Annotated in this window: 16 protein-coding genes; 13 read left to right on the forward strand and 3 right to left on the reverse strand. The window is 63.8% G+C overall.

The window, feature by feature from the left end:
* Window positions 1–51 precede the first annotated feature (51 nt).
* The 8 genes from KY379_RS15570 to KY379_RS15605 all read left to right on the forward strand — a co-directional run bounded on the left by KY379_RS15570 (window position 52) and on the right by KY379_RS15605 (window position 10092).
* Complete coding sequence (locus KY379_RS15570; protein WP_196173687.1) at window positions 52–1851, forward strand: extracellular solute-binding protein; 1800 nt, start codon at window positions 52–54, stop codon at window positions 1849–1851.
* Window positions 1848–2906 (forward strand): microcin C ABC transporter permease YejB, encoded by a 1059-nt coding sequence (locus KY379_RS15575; RefSeq protein WP_261240684.1) that lies wholly within the window; start codon window positions 1848–1850, stop codon window positions 2904–2906. The genes KY379_RS15570 and KY379_RS15575 overlap by 4 nt, the downstream gene beginning before the upstream one ends.
* Window positions 2906–3922, forward strand: a complete 1017-nt coding sequence (locus KY379_RS15580) for an ABC transporter permease (protein WP_133323850.1) — start codon at window positions 2906–2908, stop codon at window positions 3920–3922. Before KY379_RS15575 ends, KY379_RS15580 begins: the two co-directional genes overlap by 1 nt.
* 63 nt (window positions 3923–3985) lie before the next feature.
* A complete protein-coding gene (gene hbdH / locus KY379_RS15585) occupies window positions 3986–4756 on the forward strand; it encodes a 3-hydroxybutyrate dehydrogenase (RefSeq protein WP_133323849.1) in 771 nt (256 codons plus the stop codon).
* A 56-nt stretch (window positions 4757–4812) separates the two neighbouring features.
* Complete coding sequence (eco, locus tag KY379_RS15590) at window positions 4813–5292, forward strand: serine protease inhibitor ecotin (RefSeq protein ID WP_261240680.1); 480 nt, start codon at window positions 4813–4815, stop codon at window positions 5290–5292.
* Window positions 5293–5368: 76 nt separating this feature from the next.
* Window positions 5369–7327, forward strand: a complete 1959-nt coding sequence (locus KY379_RS15595) for an acetoacetate--CoA ligase (RefSeq protein WP_261240678.1) — start codon at window positions 5369–5371, stop codon at window positions 7325–7327.
* 35 nt (window positions 7328–7362) lie between these two features.
* On the forward strand, window positions 7363–7638 hold the full coding sequence (locus KY379_RS15600) for a peptidylprolyl isomerase (protein WP_133323846.1): 276 nt from the start codon (window positions 7363–7365) through the stop codon (window positions 7636–7638).
* A 129-nt stretch (window positions 7639–7767) separates the two neighbouring features.
* Window positions 7768–10092, forward strand: a complete 2325-nt coding sequence (locus KY379_RS15605) for an autotransporter outer membrane beta-barrel domain-containing protein (protein WP_261240676.1) — start codon at window positions 7768–7770, stop codon at window positions 10090–10092.
* On the opposite strand, the gene KY379_RS15610 is transcribed toward KY379_RS15605, so the two are convergent.
* On the reverse strand, window positions 10089–10712 hold the full coding sequence (locus tag KY379_RS15610; protein ID WP_133323844.1) for a LysE family translocator: 624 nt from the start codon (window positions 10710–10712) through the stop codon (window positions 10089–10091). The genes KY379_RS15605 and KY379_RS15610 overlap by 4 nt on opposite strands.
* Window positions 10713–10843: 131 nt before the next feature.
* Between KY379_RS15610 and KY379_RS15615 the strand changes: the two genes are divergently transcribed.
* Window positions 10844–11668, forward strand: a complete 825-nt coding sequence (locus KY379_RS15615) for an AraC family transcriptional regulator (RefSeq protein WP_133323843.1) — start codon at window positions 10844–10846, stop codon at window positions 11666–11668.
* Between the two features lie 65 nt (window positions 11669–11733).
* Entirely contained in the window at window positions 11734–12348 is a 615-nt protein-coding gene (locus KY379_RS15620) for a LysE family translocator (RefSeq protein WP_196173675.1), read from the forward strand.
* Here KY379_RS15620 and KY379_RS15625 read toward each other — a convergent pair.
* Complete coding sequence (locus KY379_RS15625) at window positions 12326–13021, reverse strand: metallophosphoesterase (protein ID WP_133323841.1); 696 nt, start codon at window positions 13019–13021, stop codon at window positions 12326–12328. The genes KY379_RS15620 and KY379_RS15625 overlap by 23 nt on opposite strands.
* Window positions 13022–13214: 193 nt before the next feature.
* Between KY379_RS15625 and KY379_RS15630 the strand changes: the two genes are divergently transcribed.
* Together KY379_RS15630 and KY379_RS15635 are read left to right on the forward strand one after the other, a co-directional pair.
* Window positions 13215–13955: a carbon-nitrogen hydrolase family protein gene (locus KY379_RS15630; RefSeq protein ID WP_261240736.1), complete on the forward strand. Its 741-nt coding sequence runs from the start codon at window positions 13215–13217 to the stop codon at window positions 13953–13955.
* Window positions 13955–14197 carry a hypothetical protein gene (locus tag KY379_RS15635; RefSeq protein WP_133323840.1) on the forward strand — a complete coding sequence of 81 codons (243 nt, stop codon included), beginning with the start codon at window positions 13955–13957 and terminating at the stop codon, window positions 14195–14197. Before KY379_RS15630 ends, KY379_RS15635 begins: the two co-directional genes overlap by 1 nt.
* Here the strand turns inward: KY379_RS15635 and KY379_RS15640 are convergent.
* Window positions 14194–14694, reverse strand: a complete 501-nt coding sequence (locus KY379_RS15640) for a methylated-DNA--[protein]-cysteine S-methyltransferase (protein WP_133323839.1) — start codon at window positions 14692–14694, stop codon at window positions 14194–14196. The two genes, KY379_RS15635 and KY379_RS15640, sit on opposite strands and share 4 nt — an antisense overlap.
* Before the next feature lie 194 nt (window positions 14695–14888).
* Between KY379_RS15640 and KY379_RS15645 the strand changes: the two genes are divergently transcribed.
* Window positions 14889–15140 carry a hypothetical protein gene (locus KY379_RS15645; protein ID WP_261240672.1) on the forward strand — a complete coding sequence of 84 codons (252 nt, stop codon included), beginning with the start codon at window positions 14889–14891 and terminating at the stop codon, window positions 15138–15140.
* The last annotated feature ends 220 nt before the right edge of the window (window positions 15141–15360 follow it).

Raw genomic sequence — 15360 nt, forward strand, 5'->3', positions numbered from 1 at the left:
TTGCTGACGTCCGCTATCAGGGCGTGGGTTTTCGGGGGGGTCGGCTTGTGCATGAGCATCATCGCGCAGGCCGCCCCTAGCCATGCCCTCACCGTCTACGGCGAAGCGCCCCGCTACGCCGAACGTTTCCATCATTTCGATTACGTCAATCCCAACGCCCCCAAGGGCGGCAGTCTGCGCCGCTCGGCGCTGGAGATCGGTCAGTTCGACCACATCCTGCCCTACATCGACAAAGGGATCGGCGTCAGTGAAGTCGATGGCTGGCTGTATGCCCCACTGGCCGTACGCTCGTTCGACGAGCCTTATACCGTCTACGGGCTGATCGCCCGGCGCATGGAGCGGGGCCCCGACGATGCCTGGCTACGCTTCGAGCTCGATCCGCGCGCCACCTTCGCCGACGGCACGCCGGTGCGGGCCGAGGATGTGCGCTTCACTTATGAGCGCCTGATGAGCCAGGGCAGCCTCAGGTACCGGACCCAATTCGCCGATGTCCTCAAGGTGACCGTGGAAGGCCCGCGGCAGATACGCTTCGACTTCAGGCAACCCCACGGTCGCACCCTGGCCCTTGACCTGGCCACCCTGCCGGTACTGCCCGAGCATGACTGGCAAGACCGCGACTTCGCCAATGGCGCCGGTTTCGACAAGCCCGTCGGCAGCGGCCCCTACCGCATCGGCCGGATCGACAACGGCCGGAGCATCACCTTCGTGCGTGATCCGCAATGGTGGGCAAAGGATCTACCAGTCAATCGCGGTCGCTACAACTTCGAACGCCTGCGCATCGAGTACTTCGGCGACACCGAGGTCGCCCGCCAGGTGCTCAAGGGCGGGGGCTACGACTACAACCGCGAATTTTCCGCCACTGCCTACACCCTGGGCTACAACGGCGCGCAGCTGGATGATGGCCGCCTGCGCCGTGCTCACCTGGCGCCCGCCAAGCCGCAGCCAGCCCAAGGTTTCGTGTTCAACCTGGACCGACCGCAGTTCAAGGATCGGCGGGTTCGCCAGGCGCTGGCCATGCTCTGGGATTTCGAGTGGAGCAACCGGCAGATGATGCGCAACCTGTACATCCGCCAGCAAAGCCTGTTCTCCAATACCCCGCTGGCAGCCCGCGCGTTGCCCGACGCGGCCGAGCTCGCGCTGCTGGAGCCGCTACGCGGCAAGGTCCCCGACGAGGTCTTCAGCCAGGTGTTCAAGGCGCCAGTCACCGATGGCTCAGGCATCATCCGCGCCCAGCAGTTGCAAGCGCTGGCGCTGCTGCAACAGGCCGGCTGGCGGCCACAAGGCGATCGTCTGGTGAACGCGGCGGGCGAGCCCCTGGCGTTCACCTTCCTCAATGGCCAATCCGGCATGGAGCGCCTGCTGCTGCCGTGGAAGCGCAACCTGGCGCAGATCGGCGTCACCCTGGAGATCCGCAACGTCGATTCGGCGCAGTACGTCAACCGGCTGATGGCGCGCGACTACGACATGATCGTCACCGGCTACCCGGCCACGCTGTCACCCGGGGCCGAGCTGTACAACTACTTTGGTTCCGCGGCGGCCAACGACCCCGGCTCGAACAACTTCATGGTGCTCAAGGACCCGGCGGTGGACAGCCTGATCGACGGCCTGGTGCGCGCCGACAGCCAAGCCGACATGCTGCGCCACGCCCATGCCCTGGACCGCGTGCTGCAGTGGAACTACTACTGGATTCCCAACTATTACCCGCCGGGCACTTCGACCGTGTGGTGGAACCGCTTCGGCCTGCCCAAGGTCCAGCCGAGCTATGACGAAGGCTTGGACAGCTGGTGGGAAATCAGCCCCGAGGCATTGACCCGCGAACAGATGCACGAACGTCTCGAGGGCTCGCCATGACCGCGTACATCCTGCGTCGCCTGCTATTGATCATCCCGACCCTGCTGGCCATTCTGCTGGTCAATTTCGTCATCGTCCAGGCCGCACCCGGCGGTCCCGTCGAGCAGGCGGTTGCCCGCTTGCAGGGCATCGGCGGCGGTGCACCGGGCGCACGTCTCGAAGCCGTACACGGGCAGTCGCGGGCGACCCGCGGGTTGGACCCCAAGCTGATGGAGTCTATCAAACGCCAGTACGGTTTCGACAAGAGCGCGCCTGAACGGTTGTGGCTGATGCTCGGGCAGTATGCCCGGCTGGACTTCGGCCAGAGTTTCTTCCGTGGCGCCAAGGTCACCGACCTGATCCTCGACAAGTTGCCGGTGACCCTGTCGCTGGGCTTCTGGGCCACGCTGATCACCTACCTGGTGTCGATACCGTTGGGTATCCGCAAGGCGGTGCGCCATGGTAGCCGCTTCGATGCCTGGAGCAGCGCGTTGATCGTGGTCGGCTACGCGCTGCCCTCGTTCCTGTTCGCCCTGTTGCTGATCGTGCTGTTCGCCGGCGGTACATCGCTGAACTGGTTTCCGGTGCGCGGCCTGGTATCTGACGATTTCGACCAGTTAAGCCTGCTGGGCAAGGTCGCCGACTACTTCTGGCACCTGGTGCTGCCGGTCGGCGCCTTGGTGATCGGCGGCTTCGCCACTTTGACGCTGCTGACCAAGAACGCCTTCCTCGACGAGATCTCCCGCCAATACGTGGTTACCGCCCGGGCCAAGGGCCTGAGCGAGCGAAGCGTGTTGTACGGTCATGTGCTGCGCAACGCCATGCTACTGGTGTTGGCCGGGCTGCCCCAGGCGCTGATCACGGTATTTTTCGCAGGCTCGCTGCTGATCGAGGTGATCTTCTCGCTCGATGGCCTGGGGCGCATGAGTTACGAGGCGGCGGTATCGCGCGACTACCCGGTAGTGTTCGGTACGCTGTTCATCTTCACCCTGGCCGGTCTGCTGATCCGCCTGATCGGCGATCTTTCCTACACCGTGCCCGATCCACGCATCGACTTCGACGCGAGGGCGCACTGATGCTCTCACCGATCTCCCGACGACGCCTGCAGCGCTTCCGGCGTAACCGCCTGGGCTGGGTCTCGCTGTGGCTGTTCGCCGGATTGCTGCTGCTGAGCCTCGGCGCCGAGCTGGTGGCCAACGACAAACCGCTGCTGCTGGGCTACAAAGGCGAGCTGTACGTTCCGGCGCTCAAACGCTACGACGAACAGACCTTCGGTGGGCAGTTACCCTTCCAACCGGACTACCGCAGCGCCTATGTGCGCCAGCTGATCGAAGGCCAAGGTGGCTGGATGCTCTTCGCGCCCATTCCCTTCAGTGCGGACACACCCAACTACGACCTGCAGGTACCGACCCCCAGTCCGCCGAGCGCCAGCAACTGGCTGGGCACGGATGACCAAGGCCGGGACGTACTGGCCAGGGTACTGTACGGCACCCGCGTATCATTGCTGTTCGCCTTCGCCCTGACCTTCGTCAGCGTGCTGATCGGCGTGGCTGCCGGAGCCTTGCAGGGGTACCACGGCGGCTGGGTCGACCTGCTCGGGCAACGCCTGTTGGAGGTCTGGTCAGGGCTGCCGGTCCTGTACCTGCTGATCATCCTCAGCGGCTTCGTCGAGCCGGATTTCTGGTGGTTGCTGGGCATCATGGCGCTGTTTTCCTGGCTGAGCCTGGTGGACGTGGTGCGCGCTGAGTTCCTGCGTGGGCGCAACCTGGAATACGTCAAGGCCGCGCGTGCCCTTGGCCTGCCCGACAGCCAGGTGATGCTGCGGCATATCCTGCCCAATGCGCTGAACGCCACGCTGACCCTGGTCCCGTTCATGCTCACCGGTGCCATCACCACGCTCACCGCACTGGACTTTCTCGGCTTCGGTATGCCGGCCGGCAGCGCCTCGCTGGGCGAATTGGTGACCCAGGGCAAACAGCACCTGGAAGCCCCCTGGCTGGGCTTCACTGCCTTCTTCGCCCTGGCGCTGATCCTCTCCCTGCTGGTGTTCATCGGCGACGCCCTACGCGAAGCCTTCGACCCACGCCGCTAGCCCGGCTCGCAGGCGAGGTCGCAAACAGCTTCTACACTAGCGACATCGAACAAGGAGCGACCCATGACCCTCAAAGGCAAGACTGCACTCGTGACCGGCTCTACCAGCGGTATCGGCCTGGGTATCGCCCAGGTATTGGCCCAGGCCGGGGCGAATATCCTGCTAAACGGCTTTGGCGACCCGGCCGAGGCCCTGGCGCGCATCCGCCAGCATGGCGTGAATGTCGTGCATCATCCCGCGGACCTGGCGGATGTCTCGCAGATCGAGGCCCTGTTCGCGCTGGCCGAACGCGAGTTCGGCGGACTCGACATCCTGGTCAACAACGCCGGCGTGCAGCACGTCGCCCCCGTCGAGCAGTTCCCGGTCGAGGCCTGGGACAAGATCATCGCACTGAACCTCTCCGCGGTTTTCCATGGCACCCGCCTGGCGCTGCCGGGGATGCGTGCACGCAACTGGGGACGGATCATCAACATCGCTTCGGTGCATGGCCTGGTCGGTTCGACCGGCAAGGCGGCTTACGTGGCGGCCAAGCATGGCGTCGTCGGGCTGACCAAGGTCGTGGGGCTGGAAACCGCCACCAGCAACGTCACCTGCAACGCCATCTGCCCCGGCTGGGTCCTGACCCCACTGGTGCAGAAGCAGATCGACGAGCGTGCTGCCAAAGGGGGTGACCCTTTGCAGGCGCAGCACGAACTGCTGGCCGAGAAACAACCCTCCCAGGCATTCGTCACACCTGAACACCTGGGCGAGCTGGTACTATTCTTGTGCAGCGAGGCTGGCAGCCAGGTTCGCGGCGCCGCCTGGAACGTCGACGGCGGCTGGTTGGCCCAGTGAAGGGCCAAGCGTGCCTGGCAGAGGCCTCGCACCCCTTTTCATAGCAAGGAGGCCCTATGCGCCTAAGCCGATTGTCCGCGATCCTGTCCCTGAGCCTGGCGAGCATCGCCCCCGTGATGGCCGCCGCCCTCAAGGATGTCGCCCCCTACCCAGAAGCGGAAAAAGGCTTTACCCGGCAGGTGATCCACTTGCCGGCACAGACCGATGAGTCTGCCTACAAGCTGGAGGTGCTGGCCGGCAAAACGCTCAAGGTCGACTGCAACCGCCAGCGGCTGGGCGGCAGTTTGCAAGAGCACACTGTGCAAGGCTGGGGCTACCCGTACTATCGCCTGGAAAACGTCAGCGGCCCGGCCAGTACCCTGATGGCCTGCCCCGATGGCAGCAAGACCGATGCCTTCGTACCCGTGATCGGTGACGGTTTCCTGCTGCGCTACAACAGCAAGTTGCCGGTGGTGGTATATGTGCCCGAAGGCGTCGAGGTGCGTTATCGGGTGTGGTCAGCGTCGAACGACGTGCAAAAAGCTACAGTGGAGTAAGGCGTTTCATCCGATGGCGTCATCACCGGCAGTCTGGCGGTGACGCTGTCACTGGCATTTCGTCAGGAGGTTCGGCATGACCGATGTGCTCTGGCGCCCCTCCACGGCGCTGATCGAGGGCTGCCGGATGGAGGCTTTCCGCCGCCGGGTCAACCTGCGCTATAACCTGCAACTGGCCGACTATGCCGCGCTGCATCGCTGGAGCATCGAACAGCGCCCGGCGTTCTGGCAGACCGTCGCCGACACTTTCCATGTCCGCTGGCACACACCGCCGACCCAGGTGCTCAACGAAGGCATGCAGATGCCCGATGCCCAATGGTTTGCCGGCAGCACGCTGAATGTCGCCGAGCACTTGCTGCAGCGCCGCGATGACCGCACTGCCATCGTCGCCCTGCGCGAGGACGGCAGCCGCAGCAGCTTCACCCATCATCAGCTTGCGGCCGAGGTCGCCGGTCTGCAGCGGGCTTTGCAGGCGGCGGGCATCGAGCCAGGCGATCGCGTGGCCGCCGTGATGCCCAATACCTGGGAAACCCTGGTCGCGATGCTCGCCTGCACCAGCCTCGGCGCGGTGTGGTCGACCTCCTCCCCCGACTTCGGTCTGCATGGCATCATCGACCGCTTTGGGCAGATCCAGCCGAAAATGCTGATCGCCTGCGCAGGCTACGACTATGCCGGCAAGCACATCGACATGGTCGAGAAGATCAACCAGGTCTGCGCCCAGTTGCCCGCTCTCGAGCAGTTGCTGGTCGTACCCTATACCCGGGCGCAGACGACAGCGGATGAGTTCACCGCACCCCGGGTCAGCCTGTGGCAGGATTTCTACCAACCTGGCGGCGAACCACGGTTCGCCTCCCTGCCCTTCGACCACCCGCTGTACATTCTGTATTCCAGCGGCACCACCGGCGTGCCCAAGTGCATCGTTCACCGCGCGGGCGGCGTGCTGCTGCAACACCTCAAGGAACACGGCCTGCACAACGACCTCAAGGCCGACGAGGTGCTGTTCTACTACACCACCTGCGGCTGGATGATGTGGAACTGGCTGGTCAGTGGCCTGGCGGTCGGCGCCACATTGCTGCTGTACGACGGCTCGCCTTTCCACCCCGGTCCCGAGCGCTTGCTCGACCTGATCGACGCCGAGGGCATTCACGTCTTCGGCACCAGCGCCAAGTACCTGGCGGCCTTGGAACAACATGGCCTGACACCAGCCAAGAGCCATGCCCTGCACAGCCTGCGCATGATCCTGTCCACCGGTTCGCCGCTGTCCCCGCACAGCTACGACTATGTCTACCGCGAAATCAAACCCGATCTGTGCCTGGCCTCGATGTCCGGCGGCACCGACATCGTCTCGTGCTTCGTGCTGGGTAACCCGACCTTGCCGGTGCGGCGCGGGCAGATCCAGTGCAAGGGCCTGGGCATGGCCGTGGAGGTGTGGAACGAGCACGGCCAGCCGATCGTCGGTGAAAAAGGCGAACTGGTGTGCACCCGCCACTTCCCGAGCATGCCCCTGGGCTTCTGGAACGACGACGATGGCAGCCGCTATCGGGAAGCCTATTTCAGCCTATTTCCAGGGGTCTGGGCGCAAGGTGATTATGCCGAGCAATGTGCCAGCGGCGGCCTGATCATCCATGGCCGCTCGGACGCGGTACTCAACCCCGGAGGCGTGCGTATCGGCACTGCGGAGATCTACCGCCAGGTGGAAAAGATCGAGCAGGTCGTGGAAAGCGTCGCCATCGGCCAGCAGTGGCAGGGTGACGTGCGCGTGGTGTTGTTCGTGCGACTGCGTGAGGGCCTGCAGCTTGACGAGGCCCTGCGCCAGCGCATTCGCCAGGTGATCCGCCAGTACACTACGCCGCGCCATGTGCCGGCGGTGATTGCCCAGGTCAGCGATATCCCGCGCACCCTCAGCGGCAAGTTGGTGGAGTTGGCGGTGCGTAACGTGGTGCATGGCTTGCCGGTGAAGAATACCGACGCCCTGGCCAATCCCGAGGCCCTCGAGCAGTTCCGCGACCGCACGGAGCTGCGTGATCAGGCATAATGGCGGCCTTTTTTTGCCCGAAGCACAGGTGCCCCATGAAAGCTCAAGCCCGCCACATCCTGGTCAAGACTGCTGAGGAAGCCGAAAAGCTCAAGCAGCGCATCGCCAATGGCGAAGCCTTCGACGTGTTGGCCAAGAAGTTTTCCACCTGTCCATCGGGCAAGCGAGGCGGCGATCTGGGTGAAGTTCGTCCTGGACAGATGGTCGGCGCAATCGACCAGGTCATCTTCAAGAAGCCGCTGCGCGTGGTCCATGGGCCGATCAAGTCCAAGTTCGGCTACCACCTGGTGCAGACCTTCTACCGCGATTGATGGCCAGGAGCCACCAGTCATTATTGCTAGTTGTTGCTGTACGGCGCATTCCATATAACTCAGGCACGGCCGAAGGGCAGCCAGCCGCGCTTCACGCAGTGGCCGTCACCATGGATATGGAGACCTGCCATGCGCCGCCCTCACCGCTTTTCGCCCGTAGCAATCCCTCTTCTAGCCCTGCCATTGCTGGTCCATGCCGAAGCCCTGACGGTTTCGCCCGGTGACGACCTGGGCGCCATCTCGCAAACCCAAGCCATCGACGACTTCACCATGACCGGCGGAACGGTTCAGTCGTTGAACCAGGGCCAGGGCTACGACACCTTCGAAATGACCGACGGGCGCATCGTCGGGGCCTTCGAGGACGGTGATTTCGCCCTGTTCAAAGGTGGCCAGATCGGCCGCGTCGACCTCAAACTCGCTGACAACTACTTCGAGATGTCGCAGGATACCGCCGTGCAAACCCGCATCGACGGCAACTTGGTCAGCGGTTTTGGCAACGACACGATCATCCTGCGCGGCGGTACCATCGGCGGCAACATCAGTACCAGCGGCGGCGTGGACAAGATCACCATTGCCGGCGGCCTGTTGCAAGGGAGTGTCCTGGCAAGCGCGGGAAACGACGAGTTCACCTGGAGCGGCGGACTTATCGGCACACGGGTCGACATGGGGCTGGGCGATGACCAGGCGACCATCATGGGCCTGGGCGCCGACACCTTGACCACCGAGCTCGACGGCGGCCTGGGCAACGATACCCTGACTTTTCAGAACAGCGAGATCGACGGCGGCGCCCGCTACGTCAACTGGGAGAACATCAGCCTGGTCGACAACAGCCAACTCACCTTGGACGACACCCTGACATTGGGCGACGGTAGCGCTGAGCAACCTGGGACTGGAACCGGCTCTCTGCTTGTCGATGCCAGCAGTACGCTGATATCCCGACAGGGGACGGTCACCGCCAAGGACCCAGGGCAGATGACAACGGTGCAAAATGCCGGGACCATCGATCTCACCGCCGGCAACGATGCCCAAGGCAGGCTGACCATCAACGGCGACTACGAGGGTGTCGACGGCACGCTGAAACTCAACAGCGTGCTCGCAGGCGACGATGCCGACTCCGACCGGTTGATAGTGAGCCAAGGCACTCTCAGCGGCAGCACTGGCCTGCAGATCAGCAACCTCGGCGGCGCGGGCGCTGCTACCAGTCAGAACGGTATCCAGGTCGTCGAAGCGCGCGACGGTGCCACCAGCAGCGACTCGGCGTTCGTCCAGACCCAGACATTGTCCGCTGGGGCTTACGATTATCGCCTGTTCAAAGGCGGCGTGACCGCTGGCAGCGAGAATAGCTGGTATCTGCGCTCGACCTTGGTGGCGACCCCCGCCCCGGCTGCCGAAACGCCGGGAGAGCCGCCGGTCGAACCTCCGGTGACTCCACCTGTCGCCGCGCCGGCGCCAGGACAGGCCGAACTGCCGGCCCCGGTAGCCGGGCAAAGCGTGCCGCTGTATCGCCCGGAAGTGCCGGTTTATGCGGCCGCACCACGCGGCGCGGCGATCATCGCGCGTCAGGCACTGGGCACGTTCCACCAACGCCAGGGCGACCAGCAGTTGTTGAGCGGCCAGGGCCGGCTGCCTGCCAGCTGGGGCCAAGCCTACGGCGGCGCGCTGCGCCAGCAATGGAGCGGCACCGTAAGCCCGAGCCTGGATGGTGATGTGTACGGTTTCAAGGTCGGCCAGGATCTTTATGCCAAGGTCAGCGACGAGGGCTATCGCCAGCACCTGGGCCTGTACGTCAGTCACAGCCGGCTCGATGCGGATGTCAAAGGCTTCGCCCTGGCCGTCGAGGACCGCAGCGTCGGAGATCTGAAACTCGATGGCGACAGCGTCGGCGGTTACTGGACGCTGGTCGGGCCCCAGGGCTGGTACGTCGATGGCGTGCTGCAGTACACCAAGCTCGATGGCCGCGCCCGCTCGGACCGAGGCGACAAACTGAACATCGACGGCCACGCCTGGACCGGATCGCTGGAATCAGGCTACCCCATCCGCGTTGCCGAACGCTGGACCATAGAACCACAGGCGCAATTGATCGCCCAGAAGGTCTCGCTGGACAGCGCCAACGACAGTGTTTCGCGCATCAGCCATGACGCCCAGGTCGAACTCACCGGGCGACTCGGTGTGCGCCTGGAAGGCGCGTTCACCGGTAGCAGCGGGCGCCTGTTGCAACCCTATGCCCAGGTCAACCTGTGGCACGGTGACGGCGGTCGGGACACGCTGACCTTCGATGACGTGGACAAGATCAAGACCGACTACCGCTACACTGCGGTACAACTGGAAACCGGCCTGGTGGCCCAGATCAACGAGGCCTTGAGCCTGCATGGCGGGGTGCAGTACACGAGCAACCTGGACAGCCGCGAGCAGGAAGCCAGCGGCGTCAACCTGGGCTTGCGCTGGCAGTTCTAGCGGCGCGCCGCCAACAGGCCAAGACCGGCACAACCGAGCAACGATGCACTCACCCGGTTGAATAGCCGGCGCGGCCTGGGTTGGTTGAACCAACGTTGCAGGTACGCTCCCAACCCGGCGTAGATGGCAATGGCCGACCACTCCAGCAACAGGAACAACACACCTAGCCAGAGAAACTGCTGGCTCACCGGGGTGCTGCTATTCACCGAGACGAACTGCGGCAGGAAGGCCGTGAAGATGAGAATCGCCTTGGGGTTGCCAGCGGCTACCCAGAATTCCTGGCGCGCCAGGCGCCAGGTACCCCGTGGCTGATCGTCGGCCTGGGTCACCTCGCCCACCGGCGCCCGCCACAGCTGCCAGGCGATGTAGAACAGGTAGGCTGCGCCGATCAGCTTGATCGCCAGGAACAGGTATTCACTGGTATGCAGCACCACCGCCAAGCCCATCGCCGCCAGGGTGATCATGCCGGCGAAGGCCAGCAGTCGTCCGCCCCCAGCCAGGCAGGCGGTGCGCAGGCCAAAGCGGCTGGCGTTGTGCAGCGACAGCAGATTGTTCGGACCCGGCGCCATGTTCAGGGCGAAACAGGCGGGGATGAATAGCAGCAGGCTCGACAGGTCCATTTCGTTCTCCTTGCGACAGAGGGCTACTGTCGGCGGCCAGCGGACGATGGGTCAAGGTACAGCTGACGGGAAAATCTGTACGGGCAGACCGCCTACGCTGCTAAGCTGACGGCCTGAACGAGGAACCATCGATGTCTCGTAACGAGCTCTGGCGCGACCCAGCGCTGCCTTTCGTGGAGAGCCGCCGCGCCTGCCACAGCCGGGCCTGCTACAAGGCCCATAGTCACCCGACCTTCTCCATCGGTGCAGTGGATGCCGGTTACAGCCGATTCAGCGGCGCCGAAGGCGGCCAGCAACGCCTCACTCCCGGCACCCTGGTGTTGGTGCCTGCGCAGCGGGTACATGCCTGCAATCCCGAGCCAGGGCAAGCCTGGAGCTATCAGATGCTGCATGTGCGTGCCGATTGGCTGGCGCAATTGCGCCTGGAAGCCGGCTTGGCCTGTGCCGCACCCGGCGCACCGGCGCGGATCAGTCATTGCCCGCAGTTGTACCGGCAGTTCTGCGAACTCAACGATGTACTGTTTTCGAGCGCGGCCATACTGGAAAAGGAGGCGGCGCTGGTGGCCTTTCTCGGCGATCACGCTTTTACCGAACAACCGACCCTTGAAGCCGCGCCAGTCCCAGCGCTGGCCCCGGCGACCCTGCATGCAGTGATTACTCGGATCGACGCCGAAGGGGCTGCCCAACTCAGCCTGGGCGTGCTCGCCCAAGCCGCCGGCATGGGCCGTTACCAACTGATTCGGGCGTTCCGAGCTGCCACTGGCTTGACCCCACATGCCTACCTGCTCAATGCCCGGATCAACCAGGGCCGGGAGTTGCTCGGCCAAGGCGTGGCACTGGCCGATGTGGCTTATCGGTTGGGGTTCGCCGACCAGGCGCATTTCCAGCGGGCGTTCAAGGCGCACGTTGGCATGACCCCAGGACGCTACCGCCAGGCTCATGGGCCGGTGCAATAATCTTCAATACGGTCAGCTCTGTCGCTTGCAGACTGCGCGTTCTTCCACCCGAGAAAGCCAGTTCCATGGAGCAGTTCCTGATCGTCGCCCTTGCCCACTTCCTCGCTCTGCTGTCACCCGGCCCGGATTTCTTCCTGGTCGCGCGCACCTCGATCAACGCCGGATGGCGGGCTGCCGGCGGTGTCTGCATAGGCATCGCCCTGGCCAATGGCCTGTTCATCACCCTCGCTTTCGCCGGCCTATCGGTGTTACGCGAAGGCAGTGCGTCGTTCATCGCCCTGCAACTGGTGGGGGCTACCTACCTGCTGTATATCGGTGGCTTGTTCCTGCGCCACGCCGGCCAATCCAACCTCTGCGTCAGCGGGGGAAACGCCACCAGCAGCAGCGCTTGGCGCAACCTGGGAATGGGCTTTGCCTCAGGGGCACTGAATCCGAAGAACGCGTTGTTCTATGCCAGCCTGGCGAGCATGGTGGCCAGCAGCAGCCTTGGCTGGAAACTGGTTTACGCAGGCTGGATGTTCGGCGTCGTGCTGGTATGGGACTTGGTGGTAGCGCTGGCGATCGGCAACAAACGTGTGCTGCGCCGCTTTTCCCGAGCCCTGCCCTGGCTGGAGCGCACATGCGGGGCCATGTTGATCGTGCTGGCCACGGCGCTGATCATGCGTCTGGCGTGGGGCTGATAACACTGAGGGTGGCCAACTCCATCAGGCTGAAATAGCCGTTGGCCCATCCGCCGGTGTCCAGGTGCCAGACATTGCCCAGGCATTTGGCGCGTCGGACCGGGGTGTGGCCGACCAGTAACGCGCGCAGGCCTGCCACCGGCTCGCTGTCGTCCTCCTTGAGCCGGCGCCTGGACCACTGGCACACCTCGATCACCTGCGGGTCGACCTCGGTCTGCAGACTGCTACGCAAGGTAGCCCAGTCGGCGAAGGGGCTGTCGGCATGCAGCAGACCGACCAGCCCGGCTTCGGTGCCTACCTCCATGCCAATCGGCAGTCCCGCGAATGCTTCGACATAGCGCTGCTGCTGCGCCACCGGCATGTCGATGAACCAACTGCCGCCTGCAGCACGGTACATGTCCAACTCCAGGCGACCGCCGCGCAGCAAAGTGATCGCCAGCGACTCGTGGTTGCCCTGCACGGCATGGAACCAAGGCCGTGCGAGCCATTCCAAGGCCTCTTCGCTGTGAGGGCCGCGGTCGACCAGATCGCCCACGCTGAACAGGCGATCGACCGCCGGGTCGAAGTCCACCGCCTCCAGGCTCTGCTCCAGGCGGCGGAAATGGCCGTGGATATCGCCCACGGCCAGGTCGCGCCCCAGGGTGTTGGCCTTCAGTTGCCGAAAGCGGCTCATTACGCTGTTCCTCTGCTGTCGCGCCATGCGCAGAACCGTGCCTACCTGGATGCCCCCTGCACTTCGAGAAGCGCAGGCGGGTGGCTGATTCCCTCAGCGTACCGCGCCTTCATCGACTTGACATCCGTGCTGGTACTGGCAAAGCCAGCGGTAGTATGCTCGATGTTTGAGCGGACCAGGGATGGGCACCACCATGAAGCTATGCGCCGTGCAATTGGCTGCCTACAAGGGCGATCTGCAGCGTAATCTCGAGCGCCACCTGTATTGCATCGACCAGGCAGCCGCACAGGGCGCAGGGCTGGTGGTCTTCCCCGAACTGTCATTGACGGGTTATGAGCCGGCACTGGCGCGCCAGGTGGCATTGCCGTTGAATTCGTCCAGACTCGACCCGTTGCAGGCCGCTTGCGACCGCCATGGCATCACGGTGGCGGTGGGCTTGCCCTTGCCGACCCCCGACGGTATCCGTATCGGCATGCCGATTCTCGGTCCTGGTGCACCACGCCTGGAGTACGCCAAGCAACGCCTGCATGCCGACGAATTGCCATTCTTCAGTGCGGCGAACCAGCCGGTGGTATTCGCGGCAGGCAGGCACCGCATCGCACCGGCCATCTGTTACGAGTCGATGTTCATCGAGCATGCTGCCCAGGCCCAGGCCCTGGGCGCGGATATCTATCTGGTGAGCGTGGCCAAGACTGCGAAAGGCCTGCGCGAGGGCTACGAGCACTACCCCGAGGTCGCACGCACCCTGGGCATGAGCGTGCTCATGGCCAACTGCGTGGGCGCCTCCGATTGCTTCATCGGTGCCGGCGGTTCGGCAGCCTGGGATAGCCATGGCCGCATGCTGGCGGCATTGGATGAACATAGCCAGGGACTGGTGCTGCTGGATACGGTCAGTGCAACTGCGAGCATCCTGCCACTGGACGGTTTGTACTGATGAAATATCTGCTCCTGGTCTTGGCCAGCTATGCCTCGACCTACTACCTCGTTGGCTTGTTGATCAGGGGGCAGCTCGCTGACATCGCCGAAGGCCTGCGTCATCGTCCCGATGCCCCACCACCTGGACAGTATCTGCGCGAGGTGAAACCCCATGCGCAGCGTGCCCATCGACACTACACGTTGATGGCCGGTTCGCTACTCGCGATGGTGATTTGCCTGATTGCAACCTGGCTCAGCTAGAACGCCAACGCCAGGCTTTGCCGCCCCTCCAGCGCCAACAGATACTGCTTGGCCGGCAAGCCACCGGCAAAGCCAGTCAGCCCGCCGCTGGCACCGATCACCCGATGGCAGGGGGCAATGATCGAAATCGGGTTACGGCCATTGGCGGCGCCCACCGCCCGCACGGCGCTAGGGTTACCGATCTGGCGAGCGATGTCGCTGTAGCTGCGGGTTTCGCCAAAAGGAATGGTCAACAGCGCTGCCCACACTCGACGCTGGAAGGCAGTACCTGCGAAGTCCAGTGGCAGGTCGAAACGCTGGCGACCGCCGGCGAAGTATTCGCCTAGCTGACGAGCGGTCTGCAGCAGTACCGGGTGGCCGTCATCGCGGTACAGATCACCCAAACGAACCCGGTTTTCCCGCTCGTCTTCCCACAGCACCGCCGCCAGGCAATCGCCACGGGCCACCAGGGTCAGCATGCCGACCGGCGATTGCATCAATGAATAGGCGCTGGGCATGGACAGGCTCCTGCGAAAATCAACGGTGTCGGCAACTGTACCGATGCACCTGGCGCAGTGCATCCGCTTTCTTGCGCGACCAATTGGTGTCCGTTTTATCCGGTGTGCCCGCAATCGATTGCTTGCATGAGCGAACTTGCTGGTTGTCCATAGTCCGGCTAATACTAAAGTCTCTGCCTGGGGAGGCACGAAACATGCAATCGAGATTTGTTATCGTTCCAGCGGTCCCGATCGAAAAGGAGTCGTTCCGCATGGGTAGCCGGTACTACGCGGCGACCGTAGGGGGTGGCTTCGACATCTACGACAATCTCGCCAAGGAGCGCTTGAAACCCAGTTATCCGAGCAAGGCCGAGGCCGAGCAGCACTGTCTGCGCATGAATGCCGAAGATCCGGCGTCCGACGACGGGGGTCAGATTTCGCTCAAGGCGGCGTTTCCAGGGAGTTGATGACATCGATTGGGTATGGGCGAAGGGTTGGTTCTTCACGGATTGTCGGGGAGCTTGGCTTGGCTTGGCTTGGCATCTAGATCGTGAGCTGATCCATTGTGTGTAGCGGCGCTACTGGCCCCTTCCGCCTTTACGGCGGGTCCCTTAATGAGATGGTCACCCCGGCACCCTGCGAGGCGTACGCTTTCGCAGGGTGCTTTTACTTCGGAGACCATCATCA

Origin of the sequence: Pseudomonas sp. HD6422 (assembly GCF_025377065.1) — a bacterium.
Classification (GTDB): domain Bacteria; phylum Pseudomonadota; class Gammaproteobacteria; order Pseudomonadales; family Pseudomonadaceae; genus Aquipseudomonas; species Aquipseudomonas putida_U.

Excerpts from the sequence above, each read along its gene's own strand:
- KY379_RS15570 (WP_196173687.1), top strand. The coding sequence starts at position 52 with ATGAGCATCATCGCGCAGGCCGCCCCTAGCCATGCCCTCACCGTCTAC.
- KY379_RS15575 (WP_261240684.1), top strand. The coding sequence starts at position 1,848 with ATGACCGCGTACATCCTGCGTCGCCTGCTATTGATCATCCCGACCCTG.
- KY379_RS15580 (WP_133323850.1), top strand. The coding sequence starts at position 2,906 with ATGCTCTCACCGATCTCCCGACGACGCCTGCAGCGCTTCCGGCGTAAC.
- hbdH (WP_133323849.1), top strand. The coding sequence starts at position 3,986 with ATGACCCTCAAAGGCAAGACTGCACTCGTGACCGGCTCTACCAGCGGT.
- eco (WP_261240680.1), top strand. The coding sequence starts at position 4,813 with ATGCGCCTAAGCCGATTGTCCGCGATCCTGTCCCTGAGCCTGGCGAGC.
- KY379_RS15595 (WP_261240678.1), top strand. The coding sequence starts at position 5,369 with ATGACCGATGTGCTCTGGCGCCCCTCCACGGCGCTGATCGAGGGCTGC.
- KY379_RS15600 (WP_133323846.1), top strand. The coding sequence starts at position 7,363 with ATGAAAGCTCAAGCCCGCCACATCCTGGTCAAGACTGCTGAGGAAGCC.
- KY379_RS15605 (WP_261240676.1), top strand. The coding sequence starts at position 7,768 with ATGCGCCGCCCTCACCGCTTTTCGCCCGTAGCAATCCCTCTTCTAGCC.
- KY379_RS15610 (WP_133323844.1), bottom strand. The coding sequence starts at position 10,712 with ATGGACCTGTCGAGCCTGCTGCTATTCATCCCCGCCTGTTTCGCCCTG.
- KY379_RS15615 (WP_133323843.1), top strand. The coding sequence starts at position 10,844 with ATGTCTCGTAACGAGCTCTGGCGCGACCCAGCGCTGCCTTTCGTGGAG.
- KY379_RS15620 (WP_196173675.1), top strand. The coding sequence starts at position 11,734 with ATGGAGCAGTTCCTGATCGTCGCCCTTGCCCACTTCCTCGCTCTGCTG.
- KY379_RS15625 (WP_133323841.1), bottom strand. The coding sequence starts at position 13,021 with ATGAGCCGCTTTCGGCAACTGAAGGCCAACACCCTGGGGCGCGACCTG.
- KY379_RS15630 (WP_261240736.1), top strand. The coding sequence starts at position 13,215 with ATGAAGCTATGCGCCGTGCAATTGGCTGCCTACAAGGGCGATCTGCAG.
- KY379_RS15635 (WP_133323840.1), top strand. The coding sequence starts at position 13,955 with ATGAAATATCTGCTCCTGGTCTTGGCCAGCTATGCCTCGACCTACTAC.
- KY379_RS15640 (WP_133323839.1), bottom strand. The coding sequence starts at position 14,694 with ATGCCCAGCGCCTATTCATTGATGCAATCGCCGGTCGGCATGCTGACC.
- KY379_RS15645 (WP_261240672.1), top strand. The coding sequence starts at position 14,889 with ATGCAATCGAGATTTGTTATCGTTCCAGCGGTCCCGATCGAAAAGGAG.